Source organism: Allobosea sp. TAF32, from assembly GCF_052113585.1.
Taxonomy (GTDB): Bacteria; Pseudomonadota; Alphaproteobacteria; order Rhizobiales; family Beijerinckiaceae; genus Allobosea.
On record NZ_JBFRDM010000007.1, the window covers coordinates 228742 to 244816 of the forward strand.

Genomic DNA, 16075 nt, shown 5'->3' on the forward strand with positions numbered 1-16075 from the left:
GCGCTGGTGTCCGAGATGGTTGGGTCAGGCCCGACCATGACGGCGAGGCAGCGCTTCAGCTCTCCGCCTCCGCCGACATCGTGTGGCCGTCGACATGGCCGAGGCTGCGCTCGGGGTCGAGCCGGTCGCGCACGCGCTGCTTCAGCACCTTGGAATCCGGGAAGCCGCCATCGGCCTTGCGGTCCCAGATCAATTCGCCGTCGTAATGAATCTGGAAGATCCCGCCGGTGCGCGGGATCAACGCAACCTCGCCGAGGTCCTGCCCGAAGGTCGAGAGCAGCTCCTGGCCGAGCCAGGCCGAGCGCAGCATCCAGTTGCACATCGAACAATAGGTGATGGCGATGCGGGGGGCGGGCTTGGTCTGGGTCATGACAGGCTACCATCCGAGAGGAGTTCGCCCCGACATCCCGCTTCCATCGCCGCGATGCAAGCCTGAAAGCCGCATGGCGGCCCGGCGCCGTCAGCCCGCCAGCGTGCTCAGGCTGCGTGAGGGATAGCGCAGTGCGACGTCGAAGGGATTGAGCTTGGCGCCCAGCGCCTCCGCCTCGCTGCGTAGCATGGCGATGACGTTCGGCAGCCGGTCCTCGCGCAGCCGCTCGGCGAGGGTGCCGACGCTGAGCGCCGCGACGACGCGCCCCCGCGCATCGAAGACCGGCACGGCAACGCCGGCCATGCCAGGGATGAGGCCGGTGTTGAGATTGACCGAGCCTTGCGCACGGGCCGTCGCGATGGCGTTCCGCAACGCGGCCTCATCGAAGAAGCCGCGATCGAGCAGGCGGGGCATGTTGAAGCGGATCACTGCCTCGCGCTCGTCCTCCGGCAGATGGGCCAGCATGGCGAGGCTGCCCTGGCCGATGCCGAGCGGCACCTTGCCTCCGATGTCCCCGGTGAAGGAGCGGATCGGGAAGGGGCCCTCGATCCGGTCGAGGCAAACCGCGTCATAGCCGTTGCGGACGAGCAGGAAGATCGTGTCGCTCAGCGTCGCCGAGAGCCGCAGCAGCGCGGGCCGGGCGAGCTCGCGCAGGCCACCGGCCTGTCCGGCGCGGGCGGCGATCACGAAGAAATCGAGCGCGAGCCGGTAGCGCTTGCCGCCCGCCGCCTGTTCGACGAAGCCCTCCGCCATCAGGTCGCGCAGCGCGCGATGCGCCGTCGGCTGGCCGCAGCCGGCAGCCTCCGCGATGTCCTTCAGCCGCATGCCGTCGCCAGCGCCCTTCGACAGGATGCGCAACAGCCCCAGCGCGCGGCGAAGCGAGGAAACGGGTTCGTCGACAGCTTGCATTTGAGAAAATCAGATGAGAAATGGAGCAATAAAAATTCTACATAGAGAAATTTTGTCAACATAAATTCTCTAATGCGGAATTGAAGATTGACGAATTTGTGTCGTCTCCCTTTGCTTGGAGCCATCGCAGTCCGGCTTTTCCGGCGAACGGAAAGCCTGCCGATCGAGGTGTTCATGGGCTTCCTGACGCTGCAATCGCTGAGCAAGGTCTTCGGCGACTTCACCGCCGTCAGGGATGTCGATCTCAGCGTCGCCAAGGGCGAGTTCGTCTCGCTGCTTGGCCCTTCCGGCTGTGGCAAGACGACGACGCTGCAGATGATCGCGGGGCTGGTCGAGCCGACCAAGGGCGCGATCACCCTCGACGGACGCGACATCACCCGCGAGAAGCCGAGCCGCCGCGGTCTCGGAATCGTCTTCCAGAGCTATGCGCTCTTTCCGCATATGACGGTGGCTGAGAACGTCGCCTTCGGCTTGGAGATGCGCAAGGTCGCCAAGGCCGAGCGCGACCGGCGCGTCAAGGAGATCCTCGGCCTCGTCCATCTCGCGCCTTTTGCCGAGCGCTATCCGCGTCAGCTCTCGGGCGGCCAGCGCCAGCGCGTCGCCATCGCCCGCGCGCTCGTCATCGAGCCGCCGGTGCTGCTGCTCGACGAGCCGCTCTCCAATCTCGATGCCAAGTTGCGCGAGGAGATGCAGTTCGAATTGCGCCGCATCCAGCGCAGCGTCGGCACGACCACGATCATGGTCACGCACGACCAGGCCGAGGCGCTCTCGATCAGCGACCGCGTCGTGGTGATGGAGCAGGGGCGCATGACGCAGATCGACGCGCCCTATCGCCTCTACGAGCGCCCGGCGACGGCCTTCATCTCCTCCTTCGTCGGCAAGATGAACCGCATCGATGCGGTCTGGCGCGCGGGCAGGGCCGAGGCCGGCGGCGTCGCGCTGCCCAGCGAGGCGGCGAGCCTGCCCGATGGTTCTGCGGCTATCCTGACGCTGCGGCCCGAGAAGATCCTGCTCAAGCCGGCCGGCCAGGGTTTATTGGACGGGAGGGTCACCAGCCGCTTCTTCCTCGGCAGCTATTGGCTCCTCAATGTCGAGACGCCGGTCGGGCCGATCCTGGTCTCGGCGCCGAACCAGGGTGGCGAGCCGGCTGGCGAAGGCGAAAGCGTTGCGCTCCACTGGCAGCCGGACAGTGCCGTCGTCGCGACTGCGGGAGCGGCGGCATGACCGGGCAGCGCGGTCTGGCACCATGGCTGCTCGTCTCGCCGGCGACGCTGCTGTTCCTCGGATTGGTGGTCCTGCCGCTCATCCTGACTGTGATCCTGTCCTTCCATGCCTATGATCACACCACGGGCATCCAGGACAGCTTCACCCTCAAGCATTACCTGACCGTCGCATCCGACGATTATTACCTCACGATCTTCTGGCGCACGCTTCGCCTGGCTGCGCTGACGACGCTGATCTGCGCCGTGATCGGCGCACCCGAGGCCTATGTGTTGGCGCGCATGGGCGATCCCTGGCGCTCGATCTTCCTGCTCGTCATCATCGGCCCACTGCTCGTCTCGGTGGTGGTCCGCGCCTTCGGCTGGAGCATGCTGCTCGGTTCCGCCGGCCTGCTGAACCAGGCGCTACAGTCGCTGGGCCTGAATCCCGTCCGGCTGCTCTACACCGAGACCGCGATCGTGATCGCGCTCGTCCACGTCATGCTGCCGTTCATGGTCATCCCGGTCTGGACGTCTCTGCAGAAGCTCGACCCGATGGTCGAGGCCGCGGCCTGGAGCCTCGGCGCCTCGCGCTTCACGGCGCTGCGCCGGATCGTGCTGCCGCAGGTCTCGCTCGGCATGCTCTCCGGCAGCCTGATCGTTTTTGGTCTCTCGGCCAGCGCCTTCGCCATTCCCGGCCTGCTCGGCGGCCGGCGCCTCAAGATGGCGGCGACGCTGGTCTATGACGAATACATGTCCGAGCTGAACTGGCCGCTGGGCGCCGCGATCGCGATCATCGTGCTCGCCGCCAACCTCGTCATCATGCTGGGCTACAACCGTCTCGTCGAGACGCGCGCCCGCCGGGCTCTGGGCTGAGGGGACGCGCCATGCATCGCAACGGTCCCGTCGCGCTTCTCTTCCACGGCCTCGTCGTCTCCTTCGTGCTGGCGCCGCTCGTCGTCGTCTGCCTCGTCGCCTTCACACCGGAGAACACGCTCTCGATCCCGACCACGAGCTTCTCGCTGCGCTGGTTCGAGGCGATCTTCAAACACCCCGATTTCGTGCCGTCCTTCCACAACAGCTTGTGGCTGGCGACGCTGGCCGCGACGCTCTCCGTCGCGCTCGCGGTGCCCGCCGCGCTCGCCATCGACCGCTACCATTTCCCCGGCCGCGATGCGTTGAACGGGCTCTTCCTCTCGCCGCTGATCATTCCGCATCTGGTGTTGGGCGTCGCCTTCCTGCGTCTCTTCGCCCTGATCGGCGCGACTGGCTCCTTCGCCTGGCTAGTCGTCACCCATGTCATCGTGGTCACGCCCTATGTGATGCGCCTGGTCATGGCGGGGCTGTCGGGCATGGACCGCAGCGCCGAGCAGGCGGCGATGACGCTTGGCGCCTCGCATTGGACGGTGTTCCGGCGCATCACCGCGCCGATGATCCTGCCCGGCATCACCGGTGGCTGGCTGCTCGCCTTCATCAACAGCTTCGACGAACTGACCATGTCGATCTTCGTCACCTCGCCGCAGACGGTAACGCTGCCGGTGCGGATGTACATGTACGCGACGGAGTCGATCGACCCGATGATGGCGGCGGTTTCGGCCCTGATGATCGCGCTGACGGCTGGCGCCATGTTGATCCTCGACCGCGCCTTCGGGCTCGACAAGATCCTCGTCGGTCAGAAGTGATCGCCATGTCTTCGAACCAGAAGCAGCCGCTGCTCCATCGCATCACCCGCAAGGATCATGCAGCCATCGCCTTCACCCTTGATGGCGAGCCCTGCGAGGGCCGGGCCGGCGACACCCTGCTGAGTGCGATCCTGAACCGCGTCGACAGCCTGCGCCGCACCGAGTTCAGCGGTGAGCCGCGCGCCGGCTTCTGTCAGATGGGCGCCTGCCAGGATTGCTGGGTCACCACCGAGACGGGCGAGCGCCTGCGCGCCTGCACGACGCCGTTGCAGCCGGGAATGCGGATCGTGACCGGCGTCGGGAGGGCGGCATGAGCACGCGTCCGCAACCCCTGATCATCGGCGCTGGGCCAGCCGGCATTCGGGCCGCCGAGGCGCTGGTCGCCGCCGGCCTGCGCCCGCTGGTGGTGGACGAGGCGCCTGCCTGCGGCGGCCAGATCTATCGGCAGCGCCTTGTGCAGGATGGCCGCTCGACCAAGGACCTTTACGGCTCCGAGGCAGGCAAGGCCGGGCGGCTTCACGCCGCCTTCGCCGCGCTCGACGGCAAAATCGACTACTGGCCGCAGGCACTGCTCTGGAACCTGCGCGACGGCACCGCCGACATCGCAGTTGCCGGCGTGACCCGCCGGGCCACCTATGACGGACTGGTCCTCGCGACCGGCGCCACCGACCGTGTCCTCCCGATCCCCGGCTGGACGCTGCCCGGCGTCTTCACACTCGGCGGCTCGCAGGTCGCACTCAAGGCGCAGGGTTGCGCGATTGGCAGCCGCATCGTCTTCGCCGGCTCCGGCCCGCTGCTCTACCTCGTCGCCTGGCAGTATATGAAGGCCGGTGTGGAGGTCGCGGCGGTGCTCGACGCCGCCCCCAGCTCTGCCAAGCTCAACCTGCTCAAGGCCCTGCCGCTCGATCCCGGTATCGTGCTGCGTGGAATGCGCTTCGTCGCTGAGCTGCGTCTGCGGGGCGTCGCCATCCGCACCGGCATCGAGGGCTTGCGCATCGAGGGCGAGGGCAGGGTCTCCGGTGTCGCCTGGCGCGAAGGCGGCCGCGAGCGGCGCCTTGCTTGCGACGGCGTCGGCTACGGCCTTGCGCTCCGTTCCGAGGCGCAACTCGCCGATCTCGCTGGTTGCGCCTTCCGCTTCAATGAGCGCGATCGTGCCTGGCTGCCGACACGGGATGCCGCCGGCCGCGCCTCGGTCCCGGGCGTCTATCTCGCGGGTGATGGCGCCGGCATCGCCGGAGCCGATGCGGCGGAACGGGCCGGCGAGCGTGCTGCGCTGGCACTGCTGGAAGACAGCGGCCTGGCGTTCGATAAGACGCGTGCTTCTGCGCTCGAAGCCGAGCTTGCCCGCATCGGCCGGCTGCGCGACGTGCTCGAAGCTGCCTTTCCCTTCCCGGCCCATTGGGCGGGGGCGATCGACGACGCCACCACGCTCTGCCGCTGCGAGGAGATCACCGCCGGGACGGTGCGAGAGGCCGCGAGCCGACTGGACATCAGCGAGATCAATCGGCTGAAGGCGGTGAGCCGTGTCGGCATGGGCCGTTGCCAGGGGCGGATGTGCGCTGCGGCTTCCGCCGAGGTGCTGGCCGCCGCGACGGGCAAGCCCATCGCTGCCATCGGCAGGCTGAGGGCGCAGGCTCCGGTAAAGCCGATCCCGCTCGCCCTGCAGTTGGCGGCCGAGCTGCCGGAGGCGGCAGAATGAACCGGCATCTCGACATCGACGTCGCCATTGTCGGCGGCGGTCTGGTCGGCTCTTCGGCGGCGCTGGCCCTGCGCAATATGGGCTTCAGCGTCGCCCTGCTCGACAAGGGCTTCTGCGGCGCGCAGGCCAGCGGCGTGAATTATGGCGGCGTTCGCCGGCAGGGCCGCCCGCGCGAGCAGCTGCCGCTGTCGCAACGTGCCCATGCCGTCTGGCCACGCCTCAAGGAACTGATCGGCATCGACGGCGAGTTCCTGCGTTCCGGCCATCTCAAGCTCGCATGCAGCGAGGGCGACATGGCGTCCCTTGAAGCCTATGCGGCCGAGGTTGCCGATCAGGGCCTCGGCCTCGAACTCATCGGCCATAACGGCCTGCGCGAGCGCTTCCCCTGGATCGACGGCAGCATCCTCGGTGCCTCGCTCTGTGCCGGCGACGGCCATGCCAATCCGCGTCTCGTCTCGGCGGCCTTCGCCAGCGCCGCCCGGCGTGCCGGTGCGCATGTGCTGGAGAACACGCCGGTCACCGGCATCGCGCGCAACGGCGAGGGCTTCGCGCTGGAGGCCGGCGAGGGCGTCAGCCTGACGGCCAGCATCGTCATCAATAGCGCTGGTGCCTGGGCCGATCGCTTCGCTGCCGATTTCGGCGAGCCGGTGCCGCTCTCGCGCATCTACCCTTCGATGATCGTCACCGAGCCGCTGGCGCCGGTGATGACTGTCAATATCGGCATGGAGGGCGGCGGCATCTATGCCCGGCAGGTCGAGCGCGGCAATTGCGTCGTCGGCGGCGAACGCGCCCTGCCGCTCGACGATGCCGATTTCTCGCGTCCGCGCGGCGCTGGGGCGCTGGCGATCATGAACCGCACGGCCGAGATCTTCCCGGTGCTGCGCCATGCCCAGGCGATCCGCTTCTGGTCGGGGACCGAGGCGTCGATGCCGGACCGGAATCCCGTGATCGGCTTCAGCGGCACCACGCCCGGCCTGATCCACGCCTTCGGCTTCACCGGCGCTGGATTCCAGATCGCGCCCGGCGTCGGCGAGGTGCTGGCCGAGCTTGTCCGCGATGGCCGCACCTCCACGCCGATCGAAGCCTTTTCCATCGCCCGTTTCAGCCGGCCTTCCGGGCCGGCGGGTCAGGACCGCATCAGCCACGGCTCGGATGCGCGTTCGCAATCAGAGCCGCAAAGCAGGGGAGCCCACTCATGATCACTCGTCGCACCGCCTTGGCCGGTACCGTCGCCGCGCTCGCGCTGACCGCTGCCGGCAGCGCCTTCGCCCAGACCAAGACGCTCTATGTCGGCATGAACGGCGGCAATTTCGAGCGAACCTTCACCCAGGCCGTCTTCCCGGATTTCGAGAAGGCCAACAACGTCAAGATCGTGGTGGTGCCCGGCACCTCCTCGGACATCCTCGCCAAGGCGACCGCGGCCAAGGACAAGCCGCAGATGCACATCATGTTCCTCGATGACGGTGTCATGGTCCGCGCCATCGGCGCCGGCCTCTGCGAGAAGATGAAGGACAGCCCCGGGCTGGCTCAGCTCGACAAGGGCGCCCGCATGAAGGACGACATGGCGGTTGGCATCGACATGGGCATGACCGGCCTCGCCTATAACAAGAAGATGTTCGACGAGAAGGGCTGGGCGGCGCCGACCTCCTGGATGGACCTCGCCGATCCCAAGTTCAAGGACAAGGTCGTCTTCCAGTCGGCCTCGGCCTCGTCCTTCGGCCTGCACGCCTTCCTGATGTTCAACCGCATCCAGGGCGGCACCGAGGCCAATGTCGAGCCGGGCTTCGGCAAATTCCGCGACACCATCGGCAAGAACGTGCTCGAGTTCATCCCCAACTCGGCCAAGATCTCCGAGATGGTCCAGACTGGCGAGGCCGCGATCTTCCCGCTGACGCCGACCGCCGTCGCCACCCTCAAGGAAAAGGGCATCCCGGTCGAATACGCCCAGCCGAAAGAAGGCTCGGTCGTGCTGATGGTCGCGCAGTGCGTCATCGCGAACAATTCGGAGCAGGAGCTGGCGCAGAAGCTCGCCGCCTACCTGCTCTCGCCCGAGGCGCAGTCGAAGGCGCTGGCGGCCGGCAATGTCGTGCCCTCGAACCCGCAGGCCAAGGCCGAAACGGCGGACGCCGAGAAGAAGCTCGAGGCCTTCCACACCAACATGAAGACTGCCGTGGTGCTGGATTGGGACGCGATCAACGCCAAGCGCCCGGAGTGGAACAGCCGCTGGAACAAGATGATCGAGCGCTGAGCCGACACTCTTCCGATAAAGCATCGGCCGGTCCGTAAGGACCGGCCGTTCTGGTTTAAGGGATTCGCGTTTCGTCGCAGCCGACTTGCTCAAACCGCTGAGGAGAATCGAGAAACGGCCATCCTTTCAACGGGCGTCATTCTCGGGCGGAGCGAAGCGCAGACCCGGGGATCTCTTGCCGGAGGAGGCCAGGGACCCCGCATATCACGAGATGCTCGGGGCAAGCCCGAGCATGACGGGAAACGTCGCGGCCGTCACACCTCCTCGACATAGCGACGGCGCAGATGCGCCTTGAAGACCGAGGCGTCGAGCGGCCGGCCTGTCGCTTCGGTGAGCAGATCGTCGGTCGAGAGCAACGAGCCCTTGCCGTGGATATTGGCGCGCAGCCACCCGACGAGCGGGCTGAAATCGCCCTTGCCGATGCCGGGCAGGATAGCGGGCTCGGCCCGGCAGGCTGCGTCGAAGATCTGGGCCGCGGTCATCGCGCCGAGCGTATAGGTCGGGAAATAACCCCAGCCGCCAGACGGCCAGTGGATGTCCTGCAGGCAGCCGACGCGGTCGTCCGGGACGGTGACGCCGAGCAGGGATTTCATCCCGGCGTTCCAGGCGGCGGGCATTTCGGCCAGCGGCATCTCGTCGGCGATCAGCGCCTTCTCCAGCCTGTAGCGCAGGATGACATGGGCGGGATAGGTGACCTCGTCGGCATCGACGCGGATGAAGCCGGGCTCGACGCGGGTATAGCGGCGCCACATCGCCTCGGTTTCCCATGCCGGGCCATGACCCCCAAAACTCTCCCGCATCAGCGGGGCGGCGAAGGCGAGGAACTGACGTGAGCGGCAGGCCTGCATTTCCATCAGCAACGACTGGCTCTCATGGACGCTCATGCCGCGCGCCGCGCCGACCGGCTGGTTCATGTAGCCCTGCGGCCGGCCCTGCTCGTAGAGCGCGTGGCCGGTCTCGTGCAGGACGCCCATCAGAGCCTTGGTGAAGTCGGCCTCGTCGTAGCGCGTGGTGATGCGGACATCGTTGTCGGCGCCGCCGCAGAACGGGTGTGTCGAGATATCGAGGCGCCCGCGCTCGAAATCATAGCCCAAAGCCGACATCAGCCTCAGGCCGAGCGCCCGCTGTGTCTCGGTGGGGAAGGGGCCTTCGAGGGCCGGCAGGGCCGGCCGGCGCGCCTGCACCGCCATCACGTCCTGGGTGAAGCCGGGCAGGAAGGCAGCGAGGTCGTCGAACAGCGCGTCGATCTTCGCAGAGCTGCCGCCGGGCTCGTAGTCGTTGAGCAGCGCGTCATAGGGCGAGACGCCGAGCTTCTCGCCCTTCGCCTTGCCGATCTGGCGCTGCAGGTTCAGTACCTCTCCGAGATAGGGCAGCAGGCCGCCGAAGTCGGAATCCGCCCGCGCCTGGCGCCAGCGCATCTCGCAGGCCGAGATCGCCTTGCTCGATGCCTCGACGAGATCGGTGGGCAGCGCGGTGTCGACCGTCCAGACGCGCCGGACCTCGCGCAGATTGGCGTTCTCCCAGGCGCTGAGGCTGTCGTCGCTTTCGGCATCCGCGAGCCAGCCGCCGATGCGGGCGTCGGTCGCCAGTCCGTGGCGCATGACATGCAGCAGCGCCATGCTCTCGGCCCGCGTTTCGGCGGCGCCCTTGGGCATCATCGTGTCGTTGTCCCATTGCAGGATGCCGATGGCGTTGGAGAGCGCGGCGATGCGGCCGAAATGGGCGGCGAGGTCGGAATAGGCGGTCATGGGCGTCCTTGAACGGGGGATCGTTCTGCATGGAAATGCGCCGTTATTCCGGGGCAAGCCCGGAATGACGAGGGGGATGCTGGTCAGGCGAACAGCTTGGAATACTGCCGGGGCTGCGAGCGCAGATACTGGTCGGGCGCCTTGACGCTGGCGCCCAGCTCCGCCGCGGCGTGCCAGGGCCAGCGCGGGTCATAGAGGATGCCGCGCGCCAGCCCGACGAGATCGGCCTCGCCAGTGCCTATGATCGCCTCGGCCTGCTCCGGCTCCGTGATCAGGCCGACGGCGATCGTGGGAAGCCCGGTCGCCTGCTTCACGGCCCGTGCCAGCGGGACCTGATAGCTCGGGCCGAGCGGGATCTTCTGGGCCGTGGACAGGCCGCCGCTGGAGACGTGGATGAAGTCGGCGCCCCGTGCCTTGGCTGCCATGGAAAAGGCGATGCTCTGTTCGACATCCCAGCCGCCCTCGACCCAGTCGGTCCCCGAAATGCGGAAGCCCAAAGGGAAGCCAGCCGGCACCACCGAGCGCACAGCGTCGAGGACCTCCAGCGGGAAGCGCATGCGATTTTCGAGAGAGCCGCCATACTCGTCCTCGCGTTTGTTCGAGAGCGGCGAGAGGAATTGATGCATCAGATAGCCATGGGCGCCGTGCAGTTCGATCGCCGCGAGTCCAAGCCGGACGCTCCGCCGCGCCGAATCCGCGAATGCCTCGATGAGACGGGCGATGTCATCGCGGGTGAGGGCGCGCGGCGGGCGCGGATAGCTTTCGAAGCCGACCGCCGAAGGCCCATGCACATGCCAGCCGCCCTCGTCGAGGCCGAGCTGGCCGCCGCCCTTCCAGGGCTGCGCCACCGAGGCCTTGCGGCCGGCATGGCCGAGCTGGATCGCGATCGGCATGTCGGACCAGGAGCGGGCGGCTTCCAGTGCCTTGCCCAGCGCTGCTTCCGTTTCGTCCGACCACAAGCCGACATCGAACGGGCTGATGCGCCCGTCCGGCTCCACGGCGGTGGCTTCGATGATGAGCAGCGCCGCGCCGGAAAGCGCGAGATGCCCGAGATGGATGGTGTGCCAGTCCGTCGCGCAGCCGTTCTTCGCTGAATACTGGCACATGGGCGCGATGACGATGCGGTTGGCGAGCGTGAGGCTGCCGAGCTGATAGGGGCTGAAGAGCTGGCTCATGTCGGAAAGGCTTCTCAAAGAGGGAAGGTTGGAACGCAGTCTAGAAGCGCTTTCCCCCGTGAGGCCAGAGCAAGCCTTGCAAATCGGATGCGCGCCACGCTGCGGCACTGCTCACGATTCCGCGTTCGACATTGTGCGACCGCGAAACCGCCGTAATCTGGCATACGATAAGCAGGCTTACGTTCCGGAGATTCTGTATGAAGCGACCACTGCGGCGGGAATTCATGTTCCAGCTTGTCGAAACCTCCCGCCTGCTGCGGACCTATGTCGATCAGCGTGCGCGCCAGCACGGTACGACGCGGGCGCAATGGGGCGTGATGTCCCGCTTGCGGCGGCAGGAAGGCTTGAACCAGGCGGCACTGGCCGAGCAGATGGATCTGCAGCCGATTTCGCTCGCAAGGTTGCTCGACCGGCTTCAGGGGCAGAGCCTGATCGAGCGCCGCGAGGACCCGGCCGACCGCCGCGCCTATCGCCTTTACCTGACGCCGGAGGGCCGGGCGCTGGTCGACGACCTCGATGAGGTGCGCACCGCGATTGCTCAGGAGGTTCTTGGCGGGGTGGAGGAAAGATCGATCCTTTCCGCGCTGGATACGCTGGCCACGATCCGTGAACAGACCCGCCCCCAGCGGGAAGACAAGATGCAGATGCCGGCTTCCGCCGGCCAGACCGCCTGAACGAGTGGGGCGAACATGAAGCGTTCAGGTTTTGTCACCGGGCTGATGCTCGTCGCGGCCGCGGCCGCGGGCGTCTGGTATTGGCGCTCGCACGGCTCGGAAAACGCGCAGGCGGCGCGCGGGCGTGCAGATGGCGCGCCCGTCGCGATCGCCTCCGCCGCGGCAGTCCAGGTCGATTTCCCGGTGCGAAAGCGCGCCATCGGCTTCGTCGAGACGCCTGCGAGCGTGCTCGTGCGCTCGCGGATCGACAGCCAGATCATGCAGCAGCACGTCACAGACGGGCAGTTCGTCAAGACCGGCGATCTGCTCTTCACCCTCGATGATCGCGACATCAAGGCTCAGATCGCCAAGGACGAGGCGATGCTGGCGCGCGACGAGGCGACCCATACGCGCAACCTCGCCGATCTCGAGCGCTATAAGCAGCTCCTGGCGCGCAATGCCGGCACGCAGGTGCAGGTCGACCAGGCAATCGCCGACGAGCGCAGCTCCGCCGCCAGCATCCAGGGCGACCATGCAACGCTCGACGCGGACCGGTTGAAGCTGAGCTATACGCGGATCACGGCCCCCATCGACGGACGTATCGGCGCCGTCCAGGTCACGCCGGGCAATCTCGTCAACGCCAGCAACAACAATAGCGGCACGGGCCTGCTGACCATCACCCAGATGAAGCCGCTGCGCGTGACCTTCGCCATGCCGGAGCATGAGCTGCCGACCCTGCAGGCCGCGCTCGCGGCCGCCAAACCGATAGCGGTGACGGCCCGCGTGCCGAATACCGGCCGTCCGCCGGCGGAAGGCAAGCTCAACTTCGTCGATTCGACCGTCGACATGACATCGGGAACGATCACGGCCAAGGCAGCCTTCGCCAATGACGATCTCACGCTCTGGCCCGGCCAGTATGTCGATGTCGAGATCGTCCCGGAAACGCTGATGGGCATCGCCGTGATTCCGACGGTGGCGGTTCAGACCGGGCAGAAGGGCCCCTATGCCTTCGTGGTGAAGCCTGACTCGACCGTCGATCTGCGTCAGATCAAGGTCGCGCTGAGCGATGGCGACAAGACGGCGGTGTCCGAGGGGATCGCTCCGGGGGAGCGAGTCGTCATTGACGGCCAGATGCGGCTGAAGCAGGGGACGCGGGTGCGCGAGCGCGCCGCAACGAGCGAGAAGCCGCCGGCCAGCACGCCGGTGGCCGAGGGCGCGCGCTCATGAACATTTCCTCCTTCTGCATCAGGCATCCGGTCGCCACCATCCTGATGTCGGTCTCGCTGGTGCTGGCGGGCCTGTTCGCCTGGCGTTTCCTGCCGGTCGCAGCGCTGCCGCGCGCCGAATTTCCGGTCATCAACGTCTCCGCCCAGCTTCCCGGCGCCTCGCCGGACACCATGGCGACCTCGATCGCGACGCCGCTGGTCAAGCAGTTCGGCACCATCGCCGGCATCGACTCGATCTCGACCACGAACTCGCAGGGCGCGACCTCGATCGCCATCCAGTTCGTGCTGAACCGCGACATCGACGCCGCCGCCGCCGACGTGCAGGCCGCGATCACCCGCACCCTCCGGCAATTGCCGATCGAGATGACGACGCCGCCGAGCTATCGCAAGGTGAACCCGGCTGACGCGCCGATCATCCTGATGGCGCTGAAGAGCGATGTCGTGCCGCTGTCGCAGCTGGACGCCTTCGCCCAGCAGGTCATCTCGCCGGCGCTGTCCACCGTGGAAGGCGTTGCCCAGGTGCTGATCTGGGGCAGCCAGAAATACGCGGTCCGCATCCAGATCGACCCGACCGCGCTGGCGGCGCGCGGCATCGGCCTCGACGAATTGCAACTTGCGATCACGGCCGCGAATGCCAACACGCCGGTCGGCACCCTCCAGAACACGGCCCAGCAGCTCACCATCCAGGCGCAGACCCAGCTCGCCAATGCCGCCCAGTTTTCCAACGTCATCATCGCGACGCGCTCCGGCAAGCCGGTCCGGCTGGGCGACGTCGCCAAGGTGATCGACTCCGTCGAGAACACCCAGACCCGCAGCACCTATGACGGCATGCCGGCGATTGTCCTGGCGGTGCAACGCCAGCCCGACGCGAACACCGTCGAAGTCGTCGATCGCGTCAAGGCGATGATCCCGACCTTCCAGGAACAGCTGCCGGCCGCAGCCGGGCTCTCCCTGCTCAACGACCGCTCGACCTCGATCCGCCAGGCGGTGGAGGATGTGCAGTTCACGCTGCTGCTCACCATCGCGCTCGTGATCATGGTGATCTTCGTTTTCCTGCGCCGGATCGCCGCGACCTTCATCCCCGCCGTGGCGGTGCCGATCTCGATCATCGCGACGCTGGCCGCGATGTACATGCTGGATTTTTCGATCGACAACATCTCGCTGCTCGGGCTGACCCTCTCGGTCGGCCTGGTGGTCGACGACGCCATCGTCATGCTGGAGAACATCGTCCGGCACATGGAGGAGGATGGGCTTTCGGCCTATGAGGCGTCCCTGAAGGGCGCCGGCGAGATCGGCTTCACCATTATCTCCATCTCGCTGTCGCTGGTCGCCGTCTTCATCCCTGTGCTGCTCATGGGCGGCGTCATCGGCCGCATCTTCAACGAATTCGCGGTGGTGGTGACGGTCGCGATCCTCGCCTCCGCCTTCGTCTCGCTGACGCTGACCCCGATGCTGTGCTCGCGGCTGCTCTCGGGCTACTCCGAGCACCATGAAGAGAACATGCTGGGCCGCTGGCTGGAGAAGGGCTTCGATGCAGTGCTGGCGGGCTATGACCGTGGGCTGAAATTCTGCCTGCGCTTTCAGCCGCTGATGCTGCTCGCGTTCTTTCTCACGATGGCCGGCACCGTCTGGCTGCTGCAGACGACGCCGAAAGGCTTCTTTCCGCAGGAGGATATCGGCCAGCTCCAGGTTTCGACCGAAGCCCGTCAGGACATTTCGTTCGATGCGATGCTGAAGTTGCAGTCTGAGGTTGCGGACATCTTTCGCAAGTCGCCCTATGTCGCGCATGTCGCCTCGTCGGTCGGCGGCAATGGCGGTGGCGGCAGCGCGCTGAACGCCGGGCGTCTCTTCGTCGAGCTGAAACCGCTGGACGAGCGCCCCAAGCTGCAGGAGGTGCTCGCCTCGCTGCGGCGCGATCTCGGACAGGTGGCGGGCATCAACACCTATATGGTGCCGGTCCAGAACCTGAACATCGGCGCACGCGCCTCGAAGAGCCAGTACCAGCTCGTCATTCAGGGGCTCGACCAGGCGCTGATGAATGATTGGGCTCTGCGGCTCGCCGATGCGATGAGCCGCGATCGTGCAATCTTCGCCGACGTCACGACCGATCTCCAGAACAACGCCCTGCAGGCGACGCTGACGATCGACCGCGACAAGGCCAACGCGCTGGGTATCGGTGCCGACATCCTGCGTTCGACCCTCTATTCGGGCTTCGGCGTCCGGCAGGTCTCGACGATCTACACCACCGGCGACAACTACAACGTCGTCGTCGAGTTCAATCCCAACGAGCACTGGACGCCCGAGCATCTGAACGCCATTCGGGTGCGCGCCAAGAACGGCACGTTGGTCCCGCTCGGTGCCGTCGCCCGGGTCGAGCGGACGGCCGGCCCGCTCACGGTCAACCAGCTCGGCCAGCTCCCCGCCGTGACGATTTCCTACAATCTGCCGGCCGGCGTGGCGCTCGGCGACAGCGTCAACCGCATCAACACGCTCAAGGAGCAGATTGGCTTGCCGAAGTCGCTCTCGACCACGCTCGCCGGCACTGCCAAGACCTTCCAGGATTCCTTGGCCAACCAGGGGCTGCTGATCGCGGGCGCGATCCTGACGATCTACATCGTGCTCGGCATCCTCTACGAGAGCTTCATCCACCCGCTGACGATCCTGACCGGCCTGCCTTCGGCCGCGATCGGCGCGCTCGGGGCGCTCAGGCTCTTCGACATGGACCTCTCGGTCATCGCCATCATCGGCCTCCTGATGCTGATCGGCATCGTCAAGAAGAACGCGATCATGATGATCGACGTAGCCCTCGTGCTGTTGCGCGAAGGCGCGTCGGCGCAGGAGGCGATCCACCGGGCCTGCCTCATGCGGTTCCGGCCGATCCTGATGACGACGCTGGCGGCGCTGATGGGCACGCTGCCGATCGCGCTGGGCGCCGGCGCGAGCGCCGAGTTGCGCCAGCCGCTCGGCATCGCCGTTGTCGGCGGCCTGATGATCTCGCAGGTCTTGACGCTGTTCATCACGCCCGTCCTGTTCCTCTACATGAACAGGCTTTCGGACGGGCTGACCCGGCTGTTCTTCGGCAAGCGCGAGCCGGAACACGCAGCGCATCCGGCGGAGTAAGGTCGGATCAAAACGCAAACGCCGCCGGCTTCGCGTGAAGCCGGCG

The 16075-nt window shown here is 66.8% G+C and carries 14 protein-coding genes; 10 read left to right on the plus strand and 4 right to left on the minus strand.

Annotated elements, in window-relative coordinates:
• Positions 1-55: 55 nt before the first annotated feature.
• Positions 56-370, minus strand: a complete 315-nt coding sequence (locus AB4Z16_RS16490) for an Rdx family protein (RefSeq protein ID WP_047580587.1) — start codon at positions 368-370, stop codon at positions 56-58.
• Positions 371-460: 90 nt separating this feature from the next.
• On the minus strand, positions 461-1279 hold the full coding sequence (locus AB4Z16_RS16495) for an IclR family transcriptional regulator (RefSeq protein ID WP_441512436.1): 819 nt from the start codon (positions 1277-1279) through the stop codon (positions 461-463).
• A 174-nt stretch (positions 1280-1453) separates the two neighbouring features.
• Here AB4Z16_RS16495 and AB4Z16_RS16500 point away from each other — a divergent pair, with 174 nt between their 5' ends.
• Genes AB4Z16_RS16500 through AB4Z16_RS16530 form a run of 7 tightly spaced genes read left to right on the plus strand, consistent with a single transcriptional unit; the run spans position 1454 to position 8107 of the window.
• Entirely contained in the window at positions 1454-2503 is a 1050-nt protein-coding gene (locus AB4Z16_RS16500) for an ABC transporter ATP-binding protein (protein ID WP_441512437.1), read from the plus strand.
• A complete protein-coding gene (locus tag AB4Z16_RS16505) occupies positions 2500-3354 on the plus strand; it encodes an ABC transporter permease (protein ID WP_441512438.1) in 855 nt (284 codons plus the stop codon). Before AB4Z16_RS16500 ends, AB4Z16_RS16505 begins: the two co-directional genes overlap by 4 nt.
• A gap of 11 nt (positions 3355-3365) precedes the next feature.
• Positions 3366-4160, plus strand: a complete 795-nt coding sequence (locus AB4Z16_RS16510; RefSeq protein ID WP_441512439.1) for an ABC transporter permease — start codon at positions 3366-3368, stop codon at positions 4158-4160.
• Positions 4161-4165: 5 nt separating this feature from the next.
• Entirely contained in the window at positions 4166-4474 is a 309-nt protein-coding gene (locus AB4Z16_RS16515) for a (2Fe-2S)-binding protein (protein ID WP_441512440.1), read from the plus strand.
• The gene (locus tag AB4Z16_RS16520) at positions 4471-5859 is read left to right on the plus strand and encodes an FAD/NAD(P)-dependent oxidoreductase (protein WP_441512441.1); all 1389 of its coding nucleotides are present in this window, start codon (positions 4471-4473) and stop codon (positions 5857-5859) included. The genes AB4Z16_RS16515 and AB4Z16_RS16520 overlap by 4 nt, the downstream gene beginning before the upstream one ends.
• Positions 5856-7058 carry an NAD(P)/FAD-dependent oxidoreductase gene (locus tag AB4Z16_RS16525; protein ID WP_441512442.1) on the plus strand — a complete coding sequence of 401 codons (1203 nt, stop codon included), beginning with the start codon at positions 5856-5858 and terminating at the stop codon, positions 7056-7058. The genes AB4Z16_RS16520 and AB4Z16_RS16525 overlap by 4 nt, the downstream gene beginning before the upstream one ends.
• Positions 7055-8107 (plus strand): ABC transporter substrate-binding protein, encoded by a 1053-nt coding sequence (locus AB4Z16_RS16530; RefSeq protein WP_441512443.1) that lies wholly within the window; start codon positions 7055-7057, stop codon positions 8105-8107. Before AB4Z16_RS16525 ends, AB4Z16_RS16530 begins: the two co-directional genes overlap by 4 nt.
• 254 nt (positions 8108-8361) lie before the next feature.
• On the opposite strand, the gene AB4Z16_RS16535 is transcribed toward AB4Z16_RS16530, so the two are convergent.
• Both AB4Z16_RS16535 and AB4Z16_RS16540 read right to left on the minus strand, forming a co-directional pair.
• Positions 8362-9855 carry a carboxypeptidase M32 gene (locus tag AB4Z16_RS16535; protein WP_441512444.1) on the minus strand — a complete coding sequence of 498 codons (1494 nt, stop codon included), beginning with the start codon at positions 9853-9855 and terminating at the stop codon, positions 8362-8364.
• Positions 9856-9938: 83 nt separating this feature from the next.
• Positions 9939-11030, minus strand: coding sequence for an NADH:flavin oxidoreductase/NADH oxidase (locus AB4Z16_RS16540; protein ID WP_441512445.1), 1092 nt, complete (start codon positions 11028-11030; stop codon positions 9939-9941).
• Positions 11031-11227: 197 nt separating this feature from the next.
• Here AB4Z16_RS16540 and AB4Z16_RS16545 point away from each other — a divergent pair, with 197 nt between their 5' ends.
• Genes AB4Z16_RS16545 through AB4Z16_RS16555 form a run of 3 tightly spaced genes read left to right on the plus strand, consistent with a single transcriptional unit; the run spans position 11228 to position 16029 of the window.
• Positions 11228-11704, plus strand: coding sequence for a MarR family winged helix-turn-helix transcriptional regulator (locus AB4Z16_RS16545; protein WP_441512446.1), 477 nt, complete (start codon positions 11228-11230; stop codon positions 11702-11704).
• A gap of 15 nt (positions 11705-11719) precedes the next feature.
• A complete protein-coding gene (locus AB4Z16_RS16550) occupies positions 11720-12910 on the plus strand; it encodes an efflux RND transporter periplasmic adaptor subunit (protein ID WP_441512447.1) in 1191 nt (396 codons plus the stop codon).
• Complete coding sequence (locus AB4Z16_RS16555) at positions 12907-16029, plus strand: efflux RND transporter permease subunit (protein WP_441512448.1); 3123 nt, start codon at positions 12907-12909, stop codon at positions 16027-16029. The genes AB4Z16_RS16550 and AB4Z16_RS16555 overlap by 4 nt, the downstream gene beginning before the upstream one ends.
• Positions 16030-16075: the final 46 nt, after the last annotated feature.